Origin of the sequence: Paenibacillus sp. FSL R5-0517, assembly GCF_037974355.1 — a bacterium.
Taxonomy (GTDB): Bacteria; Bacillota; Bacilli; order Paenibacillales; family Paenibacillaceae; genus Paenibacillus.
In genome coordinates this window covers 3,168,907-3,186,254 of the sequence record NZ_CP150235.1, presented here as the reverse complement: position 1 = coordinate 3,186,254, position 17,348 = coordinate 3,168,907, and the positions used below count along the sequence as shown (strand labels likewise).

15 protein-coding genes are annotated in these 17,348 nt (G+C 44.6%); 3 read left to right on the top strand and 12 right to left on the bottom strand.

Annotated features, from left to right (window positions below):
* Positions 1-92: 92 nt before the first annotated feature.
* The 5 genes from MKX40_RS14255 to MKX40_RS14235 all read right to left on the bottom strand — a co-directional run bounded on the left by MKX40_RS14255 (position 93) and on the right by MKX40_RS14235 (position 6,505).
* Complete coding sequence (locus MKX40_RS14255) at positions 93-2,912, bottom strand: glycoside hydrolase family 2 TIM barrel-domain containing protein (RefSeq protein ID WP_339242527.1); 2,820 nt, start codon at positions 2,910-2,912, stop codon at positions 93-95.
* 407 nt (positions 2,913-3,319) lie between these two features.
* Complete coding sequence (locus MKX40_RS14250) at positions 3,320-4,114, bottom strand: SDR family NAD(P)-dependent oxidoreductase (protein WP_339242525.1); 795 nt, start codon at positions 4,112-4,114, stop codon at positions 3,320-3,322.
* A gap of 129 nt (positions 4,115-4,243) precedes the next feature.
* Positions 4,244-5,242: a helix-turn-helix domain-containing protein gene (locus tag MKX40_RS14245; protein WP_339242524.1), complete on the bottom strand. Its 999-nt coding sequence runs from the start codon at positions 5,240-5,242 to the stop codon at positions 4,244-4,246.
* A gap of 193 nt (positions 5,243-5,435) precedes the next feature.
* A complete protein-coding gene (locus MKX40_RS14240) occupies positions 5,436-6,008 on the bottom strand; it encodes an alpha/beta fold hydrolase (RefSeq protein ID WP_339243063.1) in 573 nt (190 codons plus the stop codon).
* 188 nt (positions 6,009-6,196) lie between these two features.
* The gene (locus MKX40_RS14235; protein ID WP_339242523.1) at positions 6,197-6,505 is read right to left on the bottom strand and encodes a hypothetical protein; all 309 of its coding nucleotides are present in this window, start codon (positions 6,503-6,505) and stop codon (positions 6,197-6,199) included.
* A gap of 162 nt (positions 6,506-6,667) precedes the next feature.
* Here MKX40_RS14235 and MKX40_RS14230 point away from each other — a divergent pair, with 162 nt between their 5' ends.
* The 3 genes from MKX40_RS14230 (at position 6,668) to MKX40_RS14220 (ending at position 9,872) form a co-directional block, all read left to right on the top strand.
* Positions 6,668-7,903: an ATP-binding protein gene (locus MKX40_RS14230; protein WP_339242521.1), complete on the top strand. Its 1,236-nt coding sequence runs from the start codon at positions 6,668-6,670 to the stop codon at positions 7,901-7,903.
* Between the two features lie 42 nt (positions 7,904-7,945).
* A complete protein-coding gene (locus tag MKX40_RS14225; RefSeq protein WP_339242519.1) occupies positions 7,946-8,371 on the top strand; it encodes a hypothetical protein in 426 nt (141 codons plus the stop codon).
* Between the two features lie 226 nt (positions 8,372-8,597).
* Positions 8,598-9,872, top strand: a complete 1,275-nt coding sequence (locus MKX40_RS14220; protein WP_339242517.1) for a stalk domain-containing protein — start codon at positions 8,598-8,600, stop codon at positions 9,870-9,872.
* Between the two features lie 88 nt (positions 9,873-9,960).
* Here the strand turns inward: MKX40_RS14220 and MKX40_RS14215 are convergent, their stop codons facing one another.
* The 7 genes from MKX40_RS14215 to MKX40_RS14185 form a co-directional block, all read right to left on the bottom strand.
* Positions 9,961-10,179 carry a hypothetical protein gene (locus MKX40_RS14215; RefSeq protein WP_339242516.1) on the bottom strand — a complete coding sequence of 73 codons (219 nt, stop codon included), beginning with the start codon at positions 10,177-10,179 and terminating at the stop codon, positions 9,961-9,963.
* A 38-nt stretch (positions 10,180-10,217) separates the two neighbouring features.
* Positions 10,218-11,393 (bottom strand): Ger(x)C family spore germination protein, encoded by a 1,176-nt coding sequence (locus tag MKX40_RS14210; RefSeq protein ID WP_339242515.1) that lies wholly within the window; start codon positions 11,391-11,393, stop codon positions 10,218-10,220.
* 18 nt (positions 11,394-11,411) lie between these two features.
* Positions 11,412-12,527, bottom strand: coding sequence for an endospore germination permease (locus MKX40_RS14205; protein ID WP_339242513.1), 1,116 nt, complete (start codon positions 12,525-12,527; stop codon positions 11,412-11,414).
* 40 nt (positions 12,528-12,567) lie between these two features.
* Positions 12,568-13,977 carry a spore germination protein gene (locus MKX40_RS14200; protein ID WP_339242512.1) on the bottom strand — a complete coding sequence of 470 codons (1,410 nt, stop codon included), beginning with the start codon at positions 13,975-13,977 and terminating at the stop codon, positions 12,568-12,570.
* 185 nt (positions 13,978-14,162) lie between these two features.
* A complete protein-coding gene (locus tag MKX40_RS14195; protein ID WP_091016464.1) occupies positions 14,163-15,044 on the bottom strand; it encodes a carbohydrate ABC transporter permease in 882 nt (293 codons plus the stop codon).
* A 14-nt stretch (positions 15,045-15,058) separates the two neighbouring features.
* Complete coding sequence (locus tag MKX40_RS14190; RefSeq protein WP_339242510.1) at positions 15,059-15,949, bottom strand: sugar ABC transporter permease; 891 nt, start codon at positions 15,947-15,949, stop codon at positions 15,059-15,061.
* 103 nt (positions 15,950-16,052) lie between these two features.
* The gene (locus tag MKX40_RS14185) at positions 16,053-17,318 is read right to left on the bottom strand and encodes an extracellular solute-binding protein (RefSeq protein WP_339242508.1); all 1,266 of its coding nucleotides are present in this window, start codon (positions 17,316-17,318) and stop codon (positions 16,053-16,055) included.
* Positions 17,319-17,348: the final 30 nt, after the last annotated feature.

The window sequence follows — 17,348 nt, the reverse complement described above, 5'->3', positions numbered from 1 at the left end:
GATTCAATCTGCGTGTCTTATAGCCCCTTCCATTCGCGGAAGGGGCTCATTGGCATAATTAAGGGAAACCTGACACTTCTTCTCCCTATATCTTAGTTAAACAACTTGCGAAGTTCCTCGACTTCCAGGCGGGCAGCTGGCTGGTAGGCCGGACTTAGTACATAGCGCTGGAAGCTGTATAACAACTGTCTGCCCTCCAATGTAGTCATCAGACGCTCCAGATTCAGCGCTCCCATCAGCACTCTACCCTTCCCGACCCAACACTCCATCAACAGGCCGAGCTTGTGGTTTCGTTCAAAATTATCGATGGTCTGCACGATTGGCCGCAGCTCCTTATTCAGCTCATCCAGAATGATGGATGACGATTCAGAAACGATGCTCCACCACGGATAGGTTGAGTGCTCCTCTGTGACAAAATGTTCGAAGACCGGATGATCCTGTTGAATTAACAAGCCCATTGTGCCCACAGGAACTTCTCTTTTCATATTCTCCGATATTGATCGGAACATAGGGTAAGACCAAAAGTCGGTGCTGTAGAAACCTTGGATCGCGTGTTGAATCTGATCAGGATTCGGGAATAGTAGAATATCCTCCCCGTTTTCAAGCAGACCCAGCGCTTGTTCCGAAAGTTCGGTAAAGAGGTTAAGACCGCTCAGATCCACTTCGACTTGCCCGGGGTAGATCCACAAGTCATAAGACTTACGGATATCCGTGCCCGGAATGGACATTCTAAGCTCCACTTTGGTCATATTGGAGACTTCAGGAATACGAATGCTAAGATCCGTGATACTCACATAATGTTCTCCATTCAACGCTGGTAGGTCAGCTCTCCCTTCTAGAAGGATGCCGTCTTGTTGCTGCTCGCTTAGTAGCTCCCACTTCAGTTGAAGTCCATCCAACACTTGTCTCCGGAAGTAACTTAGTTCAATACGCGCTTCGAATAATTCACCAGCTCGATAATTATATTTAGGAAATCTCGCGAGCAACACCGCATCGGAACAGAACGTTCTCCACTCTTCAGGTGTAATCATGCCTTTGGAATCCATGAATGCGTCCAGTACACCTACCAGCGCTGTTCCCTGACCACTGAAATCCTGGAGATCCAGCAGTTGGAAACCTGCTAGTTGCTGCGAACGAAAAGCCGCTTCCAATTCTTCTTTGTAACAGGCGACTGCAAGCTTGCCAGAGGCCCTGAAGTAGGCTTCTGCCAGATGTCCCAATCCTTTGGCTTCCAGACGCTCTCTGAACACTTCGAAGTTTTTGGCTTTAAGAGAGCCTGTATACTTGCTGATCTCCTCAAAATTCGGAAATGTGGCATACTGTCCAATTTCATGCGAGATGATCGGTACATGTGAGACGAGTTGATCACTTCCGGCTTCAGCCTGCACCGTTTTGGAACCTGTGCCATATTGAATCTGAATCTCTTTGTCCCCCGTTTGAGCAGCTGGGCCAGCATCACTACCTTGCTCAGGTACAATGTTCGAATCATAATCCTTCAATGTGTTGGGCAAGTCGGTCTGTACATGTCCTAGCGGCGCATCACACATGGCATACGAACCTCTGAACAGACGCTCTTTCGAGAATCGAACCCCACAAAAGAATTCACTTTCTTCCAGAATGTCCGGTACAAACTGAAAGTTGTTGGAGCCTTCGGTATATAGGTGACGATGATCATATGCTTTGTATGCTTTCAGAATTGAATTCAATCTGTCCTTGCTGCCCCAAAGTTCATTTCCCAAGGACATCATGACAAACGAAGGATGATTACCAAAAGCTTGCAGCATCGCAAACCCCTCGCTGATCAAGTAATCCTGCTCTACTTGATTGTGTGCATCCGAGGATTCGTCCGTAATGGTTCCCCAGAACGGAAGCTCAGGTTCCATATAGATGCCGAGCAGATCAGCCGCAATGAAAGCAGCCTCTGGAGGACAACAGGTATGGAAACGGTAGTGATTAATGCCGTAAGACTTGGAGATCTCGAGAATGCGAACCCATTCATCCACATCGGTTGGCGCATATCCCGTGAGCGGAAAGATCAGCCCGTCATGTTTGCCACGAAGAAACGTTTTGCGACCATTAATCGTGAATTTGTCCCCAGCTGCCCGGAATTCCCGTAAACCTGTCCATACTTCGGTGGAGTCCAGTATTTCCCCGTTCTCGTCTTGCAGTTGAATGTGAAGTTGATACAGATTAGGCTCATCATCACTCCATAACATGACATCTTCGCCAATCTTATATGTCAGCCCAATCTCCTGCGAATCCGGAATGAAACTCTGTTCCTTCGTCGTATGAACCGGATCTGCACTGACAGCAACAGCGGATATGACGATATGTACTCCTCTCAGCTCACCGACAAGTGCTCCTTTAATCTCAAAAGACCGATTCGCAAGATCAGGGTAGACCTGCACATTATCCAGAAATACACGCTCAAAAAATTGAAGTTCCATCTTCCCGGTAATCCCGTTCCAATTGGTCTGCGTATCTTCAGATGTAAGATGCCCGCCTTTGGTTGGATAATTGGTATTGTCCACTCGAATCGTGATCGTATGTATCCCAGCCGTTAACCCTGCCTCCAACTCGTAACGATGAGGTGTATTTAGACTGTTTTGCGTGCCCCATTCCACCCCATCAATCCAAACTGTGGTTACTCGTGTTCGTTCCAGGTGCAAGAAGCAACGTTTATTCGCCAAATGTTCGGGAATATCAATCTCACGTGAAAACCAGGCATATCCTTCAAACAAATACTCATCCGTCAGCGCACCGATTAACACCTGTTCATTTTTCTTGCCTTTGCCCGCATGAGAAGTTGTATTAGGTAAAGTAATAACGTCTGAGAAATTCAGACCATTCTCCACTTTATGTTCATCGAGTTGAAGTTTCCAGACACCTTCCAGATTTAATGCAGCTATCATAATTTTGTCTCCTCTGAATTCATCTGTATAATAGAAGTAATCGTTTCCAAATCATAGAAACCGTTTTCGGTAAATCATACCTGTATTATAAACTTGATACCCCTCCTCGCATAGGTCTTATGTATAAAATACCGTACCTCTTTTCAAAACAAACGTCTTCAAAGCTAAATAGTATCTTTTATCATATTGACGTGTGGTTATAAATTTCCTAGAACATCGTCAACACTATTCCATTAATATTGCTTTTCTTATAATCATTTACGCTCCAACCTTTCCTCGTAGATTGATGACTCCATTATAGAACATTTGTGTAAGCAAATATCAACAACGATCTTTAACATGGGCATTAAAAAAGTCGCCAATACTGGCGACTTCTTATCGTTACTTATGCTGTATCCTGAACAATTTTAGAATATGGTGGGTACCATGCCCCCGTCCATACGGATGGGAGAGCCTCGAAAAGCTGATGCATACGGGCTGCATACAAAAGCGGCGAGTCTGCCTATTTCACTTGGTTTGATGAAGCGCTGTAATTCAGACTGAGGCAGATTTTTTATCATAAAGTCTTTCTCTTTTTCCTCGAAAGTCAACGTCTCATCTGGGTATATGCCCTCAATGATTTCCCGTACGTTTTCGGACAGTGTTGGGCCTGGCAGGATCGTATTAATCGTAACGTCGGTGCCTGCTGTCAGTTTGGACAAACTTTTGGATAATGACAGTAGCATTGACTTGGTCATGCAATACTGGGGCATCTGGCCTGAGGGCATTAGGGCTTCTTCACTTGCGATGAAAATAATGCGCCCGTCATTGTTCTTCATCATTTTAGGTAAATAAAATTGAGACAAGCCATTGGCAGCCAACACATTAATACGGAAATATCTCTCCCACACTTCATCATTCAATTCTTCATATTTCATGATCTCATATATGCCCATGCTATTGATTAATATATCAACTTCGGGAAATTTCTCAAATAAAAATTGGCGTTGCGCTTGATCTACAAGATCAGCCGTGGCCTTCTGCGGAGAGGTGTCTGGAAAAGTGGTCTTGATTTCACGAACGGTATGTTCCACCTCTTCATCATTGCGTCCATTAATCAGCACATGAACACCTTCTTGGGCAAGTTCCATGGCAATCGCCTTACCAATTCCTTTTGTTGATCCTGTAACTAAGGCTGTTTTCTCTTTTAGTCCCATATCCATCCTGCATTTCTCCTTCATGATTACAACTATCCGGCAGCTATTTTTGAACATTATCAACAGCTTCATGCACTGGATAGTTATAATATTACGCAGTCTGAAGGGCTCAGTAACTAGCATCTTGCGCCAGAGTTAATGCCTGACACGCCAATTCGATGGCGTATCTCCTTCCCAGCTCCGAAACGCACGATAGAACGAATTCTGGTCTTCATATCCAACCAGGAATGCGACCTCTTTGATATCGAGCGAAGGATCTGCCAGGTACTCCCTGGCCTGCTCACGTCTGGCTTCGGTTAATAATTGCTTGAAGTTTGTATTTTCTTCCGTCAGTCGCCGTTGCAAGGTACGATCACTCATACGAAGTTCTTTGGCGACCGCCTGGATGTCAGGGCGCTTTCCTGTGAGGTTGCGTTGCAAGATCCATTTGACCACTTCAGTAATGGAATGACTGTTCTTCTGTTCGTTCAGCGACCGATCCAGAGCCGGGGTCAGAATCTCCAGTAACTCCTCGTTATACGAGAGAAATGCAAGACTCAGATCTCTTCGCTCCAGCGTCAGCCGATTATAGTTGGAGTTCGTCTCAACTCGGCAGCCAAAGTAAGCTTCAAGCGTATATACGTTGCCCATCGGTTGGGAGAACTCGACCCTTTTGGCCATCAAAGGCTGGCCTGTACCCCTACGTCCAAGTTCAAGCAGAAATGCCAGCGTAATACCGACCAATAATGGCGGACCTGTTAGCTCCTTATGTAACCATTCGAGTTCAATGATACATTCCTCCCCTGCTTCGGTAATCTGCAAACTCTCGGGAGGACACATTTGCTTGTAACGGACCATTCGATTCAACGCATCACGATAATCACGAGCATGGTACATCGCCAGCACAGGCGGAGGATACTTGGATATCTCATATCCGGTTGCAAGTTTGATGATGCCCTCGGCGGTGTCCCCTATGAGATCAGAGTAAGCCTGCCAGATTGCAAAGTACTGAGATTGGGTCACTACAGGTTTATTTATTGTTTCGAGAGATAGTTGTGCTGTCCGAGCGATGTCTTCTGCACCAATTCCCAATTGATATAATCCGGCCCAAAAGCCTGGGTGAACTTTAATTCGATCATTCGGTTGAGATTGCATGAATCCAGACTCCTTTAGCTTGTTCCATTTTTCATTCTGATTTCTAATTATAGAACGGATGTAGCTATTTTTGAATCTTACCTCAGCGAGCTATTTCGGATAATACGAAAAACACGACTAACCATGAATGGTCAGTCGTGTTCAAATCAATCATTCAGTATATTATGAAAGCATGCCACTATTACCAATTTAGCTACTCGTTCAACGCGGTTTTGATCAGGGCGTTTACCCGTGAATTGAACAACAGACCGATATGGGATACAAGGGAAACAGAAATGTTGTTCGCCCCGTTCAACCGGGACAGTGCCGGGGACACGATCGTATCACTGGTGGAATAGATCGAAGTCACCTTTATTCCACTCGGAGCTGTAGTAGTGGTCAATCGATTAGCCCCTCCCAGGGTAATTAATTTGTCCACTTTGGAAGCGCCGTCACGATTAATTATGTAATACAGACTATTTGCTCCGCCCATGCTATGCGCTACAATGTTAACTTTTGTGTGACCTGTTTGTTGCAGTACATCATCTACAAAACGACTGATGGCTGCGGAGTTCAATAATTGGTTTCCTTGTTTGCTAGGGAGGTCAATCGCGAATAGTTCATCTCTCGTCCACCCTTGGCTACGCAAATAACTCTCAATCGCTGTAAAATTGCTATCTGAACCGGTCAGTCCGTGTACCAATACAATGGGTGTACGTGCAGTAGCTGCAGAAGCCTTTGAACTTGAGCCCATCCCAGGTACCGATATGGCGAGAATCATGCTCATGAATACAACAAGTATTAATTTAGTCTTTTTCACTTCATTCACTCTCCTGTAAAATGATTTATATTCCATATATTACAAGCTAACATATGGAATATAAATGAACCTTTAGTCTCATTTTTACAGGATTATCCAAACGCACTACAACGATTTGATTCCATTTTATCCAGATCTAATTCTCAGCCTTTTATTTATCCTTCAACAATATCTGCACGCAGATCCGTTGCAATCTCCATCATTTTGGGGACAATTGCCTCGTTAGAAATAGCCACATAGATATCGCCCATGTACAAACGAAAAGCAATCTGTGTTCCCTCAAGATCCCACATAAAAAAATCCCCATCGATGGACATGGTGCTCTCTGCTCCGACAATATGAAGAACCGGTGAATAGGTAAATTCGGGCTTCGATTCAAAGTAAAGTTTGCACTCTTCCAGGGAGATGGATTGTTCCGCATTGTTATCTTGTATGGACCGGGTAATTCGAAAACGCTGATTCATTGAGATGCCTCCACCAATTTATATATTTTTCATGTTCTACAGCACTATATTTTCTCATTTCCATCTTCCACTGTCAAAACCATACATGCTCAATTCTTCGAATTCATATATACTGAATACAGTGCACAACGAATTTCTACAATCAGGAGGAGTCATATCAATATGTTAAAAACAGAATTCATTGATGTACTATCTATAGTCTCACATAAATTATATGATTCGGCTGCTAATGTTATGGACACGGCAAGCAGGTTAATTCCAGCAAATACGTTTTGTATTGCCCAGTTGGATCACCTGTCCACCAAAGTTCTGAACGTATATAATCGTGACAAACTAATTCTGGGTGAGGGACTAGTCGTTGAAAACGCCGAGTCATACTGTGCGCTTGTGACAGAACATATCCAAGGCCCGTTGGTGATAAATAATAATCTTACTCATCCTTTAACCAAACATATGGATGCTACAGAATTCGTAGGCGGTTGTTCATTTGTAGGGGTACCTATACATAATGAGAACGGAGAGATTTACGGCTCCCTCTGCTCATTTGATCAGGATTTCTATTCCTATCAGCAAAGAGACGTGGATCTGCTTCTCTCCTTGTCTTCATTCTTCACAAGTCTTCTTGAGATGGAAACGACGCTACAGCAGTTAAAACAAGCGGAAGAAACCGCTGCAAAAGTACTTGAAGAAAAGAACAATTTGTTGGCAGTGCTCAGCCACGAAATCCGTACACCAATGAATGGTGTTCTTGCGATGGCCAATCTGTTACAATCTACCCGGCTAAATGACGACCAGTCGTTATATGTTAATGTCATTGAGTCTAGTGGCACAAGTCTTCTATCGATGATGGATCAGATTCTCGATTATTCGAAAGCTGAGGCTGGTGCGATCTCTTTGGAGATCAATCCCTATAGTGTCACTGAAACAGTAGATCATGTATTACAATTATTCTCTTCTGAAGCACAGAAAAAAGGAATTCGTTTGTACGCAGAATACAACATCAATGATCATGTGATGCTAATGGGTGATCAGCACAAAGTTCGTCAGATTCTAATTAATCTCGTTGGGAATGCGCTTAAATTCACGGAGAAAGGTGAAGTATGTATCTCTGCTCAAGTATCTGCTGATAAAAAAGGGCTTCTGCATGCAACCTACGAAATACAGGATACGGGCATCGGCATCCCACAGGATTGTCAGGATCTGTTGTTCAAATCCTACTCTCAGATTCATGGTAATTCAGGGAAGTATGGCGGAACGGGATTGGGCCTGTCCATCTGTAAACAGCTTGCTGAATTTATGGGTGGCGTGGTATGGCTTAAAGATTCCAGTGATTTGGGCAGTCAGTTTGTCTTTAATATTTCCAGCATTGCCCCACCGTCCATGCGAATATCCCGATGAGGAATATATTATTCTATCTGGAACAGATAGGAGGTATATTCATTGACGCAATTTCTAGATGCACGGACATCACAGAATGCCGCCTTGTTTAATTCCATTTCCATACCGATTCCAGTGATCCTTACACCAGAATTATTTGGCCAGATTGGTCTCATAACTGCTGGAGCCGGAACCAATCTAAGAGTTTCATTAAAAGGAACCATCACGGTGCAATTGCCGCGTGCACTTTTTGTAGTGAGGATTACTGTTGTACGAGGTACAATCGCAACCGATCCAATCGTGTACTCGGGAAACCACACCTATGGTCTAGATGGTCTGCTTAACCCAGAGGTGATTGTCTTCGCTACCACTGACTATAACCCCCCGCTCATGCCCCAATTAACCTACACCGCGTTTATCAGTACAAACCTGCTCGGTACAACACGGGTCGGACCTGAGAATTTCGAAGGATTTGTTGTTTCAGATTAAAAACACGTATAACCCCATGCCTCTAAGCTTTTTCCCATTAGAGGTATGGGGTTATTTAGGCCCCTCTCTTTCAATTGAAAACTGGTTTTTTGTTCTTTCTTCTGCAGTTTTCGGACTCTTATATTGGAACGATATGAAAATTTTGTTATGCTACATATGCTAGATTACTAGATTTTGTTATCAAATATGATTCTATTATTATGTAAGAAGTAGGAGGAAACAAACGATGCTTATTAAACGTGCAGGAAAAATTGCTGCGGTTACGGTGATTGCTCTCTCTATCATCGGGAGTACCCCAAATATCGGTGGAGCCTATGCTGCCCCAGCCATCTCGGTTCAATTGGATGATGTCCCCCTGAAATTTGATGCAGCTCCTCGTATTGAGAAAGGTGTCACGTACGTTCCGTTTAGAACGGTTGGAGAAGCCCTTGGTATCGATATTACCTGGAATAGCAAATCACAAACTGTAAAAGCGACGCAAATTGTGAAAGGACAAGCAACAGAAGTACTGCTTCAAGTGGGTAGTACTACAGCGACCGTAAACGGGAAGAAAGTTACTCTCCCAGCAGCACCCGTTCAGTGGGAGGGACGCGTGCTCATTCCACTAAGTTCATTCAGTAACCAATTCGGTGTACAAGTAAGCTGGAATCAGGCAACCAAGACGGTCTCCCTCGTATCTCCACAACGCGAGATGCACCTGAGGGCCTTCTATGCATTGCAATCCTTTCAAGAAAAGGATCTTATTCCTTCCATGAATTCTGTAGCATTTGGTTGGAGCCGCATTGATCGCGAAGGTCAGTTTACACTTCAGGGGGATGAGTACCGTCTTCCTGCTGCTTCGGGTGATATTACGCCGCAGTCCATCGTTGCTGACGCGGCAGATCAGCAGATCCAACCGCAGCTTATGGTATATGCCTTGGATGGAAACGGCGAACTGACCAAAGTATTGAGTAACGCTGAGTTGCGGCAAAAATCAATTGAAGGCATAAGTGCTGCTGTCACAGAGCATGGTTTTGGTGGAGTTGTTCTGGATTTTGAAGGACTGGGCTTTAAACTGGATGCAGTAGAACAACAGAAGCTGCTCAATGCTTACGTGAAGCAATTAAAGAGTTCCTTGTCCCAGGATACATCCTTATCACTAGCGGTCCCGCCTCTAAATAGTGCTTATAAGGGTTATGATTACAAGACACTTGCCTCTATTGCGGATGATCTTATTATTATGGCCTATCAGTATAATCCGGTTGGCACCAAATCTCAGGTACCTGAGCCAAATAGTCTTGTAAATCAGGCGATTCAATTAGCTATAGAGGCCGGTGTTCCGAAGAGTAAACTTCTGCTCGGGATCAGTTTAAGCAGTGAAACGCCCTCCTCGGTAGATGACAAGCTCGGTCTTGCCAAACGTTATGACCTCAAAGGAGCCGCGTTCTGGCGTCTGGGTCTGTTCCGTTCCTACAATACAAAAATGGAAGATGCCGTGAACGCTTCAGTAATCAAAGAATAGACATCTTTGAGCTGATGCAGCTCACTTCAAACAACAGAAGGACCTCATCTATGGTACGTAAAGACGTGGTCCTTCTGTTTCCATATTTTCACTTCATTAATTTATCCACGCTTCCAAATACAAGCTTCATAACCTGAGTAGGACCAGGAAAACGGGGCTGAAAGAGAAGGATGATCCCAATAACTGTCGCCACTGCAGTAATCCCCGCACTCACTATTCTGCCTCGCTTCTCTTTGCTACTCTTCCACTCTCCATACATTATCGCAGCCGCCAGCATCAAAATTCCAAGGATTGAGCCTATTTTCATACAATCACCTCATTCTCTATAACAGGAGCGATCTCTGTTCAATTTTCGTCCTCATCAGGTATCCCCTGCGGGCCTGTAGATTTCCCGGTACGTACTACATGTGCATCCACTTTGACTTCCACGTCCAATTCAGGATAGATGGTTTCCCAGTTCTTCTCCTGCTTCTTCCATTGGTTCGGATAATATCTGCGGAATTCAACAGCAAATTTGAAGAAATCGGTGCGCAACTCCTTCTGGGCCATCTCTAAAGCATCATGAGCCAGTGTTGTAAGCTTAGCTGACCATTCCTGTTCCAGTTTAGATAAAACAGCGGGATCAGTCAGATCGGCCTCCGTTGTATTTAACACCACTTCTCCCCGGGTTTGGATGTCGACCTTCATACTCCACTGTTGATTTACAATCCGAGGTTTCAAGACCGTTTGGATTTCAATGGGTTGGATCGAAAAAGAACCTTTTAACGGCTTAAATTCAACAGGCATGATAATGTTGTTCAGTTCTTTTGCAAGTAATAGTACACCTACGCTTAGTGGTTCTTTGACCGTCTTGACGTAGCGATCCTCCTTATACAAGCTCAAACCTTTTACATATGGGGTGGTTGTCAGTTTATCCTGATCGGGCTCCGGGGGTAAGATTAACATGCGAGACAAGATGACCGAGCTGCCTGGACCTTCGATCGATTTACCTAGTTCAAGAGCGGTAATCCGTGTACCCAGCTTCAGATTGGCCATCTCACGCAGCGATTCAGCAGAACTCCGCTCCAGAGGATCAAGCAAGGCAAGGATATCTTTTGCCGCCCTTTCGCTGGAAAAGACATATGCATGCTCCCTAAACTGGGGATAACGCAGGAAGAAATCGATGTACTCGCGGATACCGCGTTTACCGGCTTGCTCACTAATGATGATGACTTCGCAGTGGCCCCAGAACATATTCCGGGGAACCTTACGTTGTAACCGATTCAATGCCTCAGCAATTGTAAGTCCTTCCGCTGTTCGAATCATCGTAACCCCGCTTGGACTGCCTCCGCTCCCACTGCTATCTCCTGCACTGGCCTTTCGCGGAATGAAAATCTGTGAAGTCAGTTGCACTTTGCCATCTTCGTAATCTATACCCGTAGCCAGCACGATAGCCAAATCGTTAATCTCAATGCGATCCCAGCATCCACTTAAAAGTACACAACACAATATTGGCATTAGTAGTACTCTATATATTCGCAAGTGCTCCTCCCCCATCAATCAGGTGTTCGCTTGATTCTTTCGAAAATGTGCCCACCCTTTCTTCAGCCATGCGACACCGTAGATCATAGCCGGAAGGATTAATAAAATGCTGATCGTATACAAATTAGCTGAAGGGCCAATCAGACTGGATGTACCTGATCCGCCGGACACAACCCAGTAGGCATAAACCATGCATAGAAACGAAAGCGGCACAACGACGGGTTTGTAATCCTTCAAACCGAACCATTCTGCTGTGGATGTCGCAAAAATATAAAGAAAAACAGAAATCTTGACGAAGATTCCAAAAATCCAAACCGCAATAATCAGGGATTCAATATGTTGCAGAAAGTCTGCAATGGTTATGTATCTTGCGGCAATCATAACCGGATATACAAAGCTATCCGTCAGATCTCCAATTAAAAAAAGGCAAAACAGATTGATTACCGTCATTGCGGTTGTCGTTAGTATAAGGGAACCCAACATAACTCGTGTTGTGCGTTTTCTACGATTGACATAAGGAAGCAAGAAGGCAATTACGATGTATTCACTAAACCATGCAGCAGGAGCAAGGGCTCCTTTAATGCTAGGTAGCGGTCCGTTCTCCATGAAAGGGAATAATTCCGCTGGAGTCAGTTCCCCGATCAATAGAATGAAGATTAGACTAAGCAACACGATAAGCAGGGTCACAAAGATTTGAGACGTGCGTCCAACTACTTCGATTCCTAGTCTGACATTCAGCGCACACACCGCAACCATCGTCCCCATTACAACGAATAGCGGAGTCCGCGGAAGTGCATTGTTAACGATGAATTCACCGTACGTCCGTATAATCAAGCCCGTCAAATGGGGCAAAAAAATGATATACACCAATCCTATTAATTTTCCAAAGATACGTCCCGCAATCGATACACTCGATTGAATGAGCGTTTTTCCGGGGTACAGGCGATCCAGTCCGATAGAGATCGCTACCGCTGCAAAACCAATAAGGGAGCCTATAATTGGAGAGAGCCACATGTCATGACCTGCATAATGCATTGTAATTCCAGGAACAGACAAGATGGCTGTTGCGAGAATGGCAGGAAAGATCATGAATGCCAATTGAGTCTCTGATATTTTTCCTTTGTCAGTTAACATGTGTAATCCCTCTCCCTTGATTGCTTGAGTATGAATTGTTCTAATCCGGTTTGTTCCTTGGTGCTGGACGCCACCATACATCCTTGAGTTCCTTGCTCATCGTAGGGGCTACTGGTGACAGATAAGGTGTTCCGAATGAACGAAGACTGCTCAGATGAATGACAACCAGGATAACTCCCAACATGACACCTGTGAGTCCCAGCGTTCCCGCCAGAAACATCATAGGAAAACGCAGTAATCGGGTCGCAATGCTGGCAGCGTAACGAGGGATCATGAAAGAAGCGATACCGGTTATCGCAACAATGATAATCATGGGGGCTGACACAATTCCGGCACTCGTCGCCGCTTGACCAATAATTAAAGCTCCCACGATACTGACTGCAGATCCGACCTGCTTCGGCAATCGGACGCCCGCCTCCCGCAGTGCTTCAAAGGCGATTTCCATAATGAGCGCTTCCACCAGTGCAGGAAAAGGGATCTCTTCTCTCGCCCGCGCAATACTGAGAAGCAATACGGTCGGAATCATCTCCTGATGAAACGTCGTAATTGCTACATAAGCGGATGGGAGCAGCATGGATAACACAAAAAAAATGTATCGCAGCCAGCGTACAAAAACACTCATAAACACATTTTGATAATAATCTTCGGGGGATTGTAACATGGAAAAGATGGTCACTGGCGCAATAAGAGTGAAAGGCGTTCCGTCCACAAAAATAGCAAAGCGACCTTCCAGCAAGTTGGAAGCGACAACATCCGGACGCTCCGTCGCAATCATCTGTGGAAATGGGGAGTACCGCTGATCAACAATGCCTTCTTCAATGTACTGACTCTCCAGTACGTCACGAAGTTTTAAATCCGAAAGTCGTGTCTTCACTTCCTTTACCAGCTTGGGGTCGATAATTCCCTCCATGTATACAAGTGAAATACTGGTGTTGGTTCGATCTCCCATATTACGTGTATGAAGCTTCAATGCAGGTGTCTTAAGACGTTTGCGAAGAAGAGATACATTCATCGTTAACGATTCTGTGAATCCATCCCGTGCACCGCGCACGGTCGATTCAGCTAAAGGTTCCTCGGTTGAACGATTTTCAGCTTTGTATAGAGGGTATGTAGTTCCAATCATTGAACCTTCCAGTAGTAACAAAGCTTCCCCCTCTAATATCGCCTGCACCGCCTGAGTAGTTGTTTCAACACTTTTAACTGAAGCCAGGGGAACCTGCGCAGCTTCAATCCCCATTTCCTGAAGGGGGGTTAGAACTTGTCTCTCCAGCCGCTCTGTATCGCATAAACCCACACAATATACACATAGTGCTGAAGTATGGCATGCGGTTTGGAATGTATGAAACATAACATCCGAGCAACCTGCAAAAACGGAGCTTAACATTTCCTGATCAATAGCAAGATGTCCGGTTAACGGCAGGTTCTGTTGTGTTATCTGTGATGTGTCCATACCGCCCTCCCCTTTCTGCGCATGCTCGTCCAGATATTCTCAGTTAAAGGTATCCTTTACTTATACGTTGGTATATATACGCAAAATATTGAATAGCAAAAGAGCCGCCCTCTTGAGCGACCCTGAGAATATAATCAGAATAAAGGACCCTTTGCATCCCTGATATTCCGTTATACAATTCGTCACTATCCTTTTACAGCACCCAAAGCAACACTTCCGATAATCTGTTTGGAAAACACAGAGAATACAACAATAATAGGCAGGATTGAGATTGCTACACCCAAGTATAAGAGCCCATAATCCATCCCATAGTAACCCTGAACTAACGCAACTAGTACTGGAAGGGGGTATTTATCCAGGGAGAAAAACAGTACAAGCGGTGTTAGAAAATTATTCCACGACCCAATAAACGTGAAGATGCCAAGGGCGGAGATGGCCGGCCCCAGAATAGGCAATACAATCTGATTGAACGTCCGGAACTCACCGGCACTGTCCACACGTGCAGATTCAATAATCTCATCCGGGATACTGCTCTCCATGAACTGTTTGATAAAGAATACATTAAACGCGTTAGCCGCAGCCGGCAAAATAATCGCGGCATAGCTGTCCAGAAGCCCCAACATACTGAATAGGCGATATACCCCAATCAGGGCCAACTGACCCGGCACCATCATGGTTGCTAACAGAAACAGGAACAACCAGTTGCGCCCTTTGAATTTGAATTTGGCAAAACCGTATGCGGTCAAAGCACCAATATACAGAGATAATACAGTTGATGATCCTGCAATGAAAATACTGTTGGCAAACCCACGCCAAATGTTAATTTTGGATACCATGTTCATATAATTATCCACCAAAAACGATCCGGGAAGAAAGGTGAATGTTGAAGCAATCGTTGCATTGTTATGTGTTGAATAGATGAGCATCAGATAAAATGGAATAATGCACAGCACGGCAAGACCAATCAATAACAGATAGATGATGATCTTGCCTGCCGTCAGTCGCCTTGTGGTGGCATATTGCTGAATCGCTGCATTTGGTTGTTCAACTGATTTTGCAGTTTGCATGAGAACTCCCCTCCCTATGAACGGCTCTTCCGCTTGGTCATGATGAAGGATGCAACGGACAACAGTATGATGATAATAAACAGACAAAATGCGATTGCAGCGCCGTACCCAAAACGAGTGCTCTGAAATGCGACATTATAGAGATACATAATGCTTGTCATGGCTGCCCGGTCAGGACCACCATTGCCATTGGTTAATGTAAATGGTTGATCAAAAATCTGAATGCCACCAATAATGGAGGTAATCATCTGAAACAGAATAATTGGACGGAGCATTGGCACGATAATATGAATGAAAATATGTTTCTTTTTCGCTCCATCCATCTGCGCAGCCTCCAATAACGACGGGTCTATCCCCTGGAGACCTGCGAGGTAGATGACCATGGAATAGCCAAAGTATTGGAAAAAGAGAATCGAGGACACAATCAGACGCATAAACCAGGGATCATTTTTCCAGTTAATTGGATCTTGTATGATGCCAGTTTGCACCAAAAAATGATTAAGTCCTCCGGATTGCCAGTCAAAGATCAGGCTGACAAGTAACCCGAGTGATGCAGCCGTTACAATATTCGGGAAAAAGTATACGGCTCTGAAAAAATCCCGTCCTCTGAGCAGCTTATCATTCAGGATAAAGGCCAACACCAGGGAAATCGTCAGCTGCGGAACGACAGATACGCCCCAGATGAATAATGTATTAAACAAGGTTTTGTAGAACAACGGATCTTGTAGTACAGCCACGTAGTTACCGATTCCTACAAAGTCAGGCGTCGTGATGCCATCAAAGTTGGTGAAACTGATATAGAGCGAATATAAAATGGGATAAAGCCCAAAAATGGTGAAAATAATAAAGAACGGAGCAATGAAATAGTAGCCGTAATGGTCCTTGCGAATCGTTTTGGCAAACATGTTCTATCCCCCCAGTTATCATCGGATGTGTGATGTGTATAACCATCGCTTACTTCGAGGGCGTGTCTGAAAACTCCGAAGAAGGTTATCAGACCGTCCTAAGCTATTCCACTTCCAGCTCCGGAAATCTCAAGGTGACATCACGTTTGATTCGCTTTACGACTTCTTCCTTGGTCTGAATGTCCTTATTGAGATACAACTGGAGTACATTCTTGTAGATATCGTTGTTAATAATCGCATCATATTTGGTGCGTTCGTATACAGGAACCCGTTTCGCAGCCTCTGAGAAAAATTCGAAATGCTTCTGTCCTCCCAAATAGGACGATGAGAGAGACGGAGCAAGTTCATCATTCACAACCATGTTGCTCGTGAAATAATCCTGCTCTTTCGCGAGCTCCGACAGAAAATCATGGTTAAAGTTATAGAACTCGATAAACTTCCAGGCGAGATCTTTTTTGTCACTTTTACTATACATCCCTATATAAGTTCCGCCTGCACTAAACGCTGACGGTCCCTGCGCCAATCCCCACAAGCCTTCGGTATCCGGGGCATTTGCCTTGAACGTAAATTGCAGGGCCCAGGTTGCCCCGGGATAGAACATGACCTCTCCTTTTTGCATGGATGCAGCGTAACCGGCACTTCCATCATCATACTCGGCAAGTACTTTCCGCTCACGTGCTTCACGTACAAGATCGAGTACTTTCAAGTAGGTTGGGTCGATGACAAGTTTGCCTTCCTTCACCCAAGGTATACCATCATATGAATTCGATATCGCATTCCAATTCGCCAATGCATGTACTTTATTCCCGCTAAGTTGCTGCACCTTCTCTCCAATCTCGAAAATCTTCTCCCATGTATCGATCTGTGAACCCACCTTCTCAGGGTCATCGGTACCCAAGTATTCCTTTGCCAAATCCCGACGGTAATAGATGCCCCCTGGTGTTCCCTGGTAACCTATCGCTCTGACATTTCCTTCACTGTCCTTTTCATTGGCCTGCACAAAAGCATATTGTTCCTGAATAAGTTCATTGGCGTTATACGGCGAAGCTGATAGATTCTCCAGATATGGAACGTCAATCAGTTCTCGAATATTCGCATTTTCAATCATAAATACATCCGGAGCCTTCGAGGTCGTCTGTAGCGCAGATTTCAGCTTGGTGATATAGAAATTACCGGGGATGTTGACAAAGTTCACTTTGATGTCAGGATATTGCTGTTCGAATTTCTCGATGGCATATCCTGCTTCATCCGTAAAACTCCACACGGTAATCTCCTGTTGCTTGCTTTGATTGGATGGACTGAACTGACAACCAGCTAACAACAGTGCTGCACATACAAATACAATTGTTGGCTTAAACCACTTCTTCATAGGCCCCCTCCTTCAAAAAGGAAACGCTTA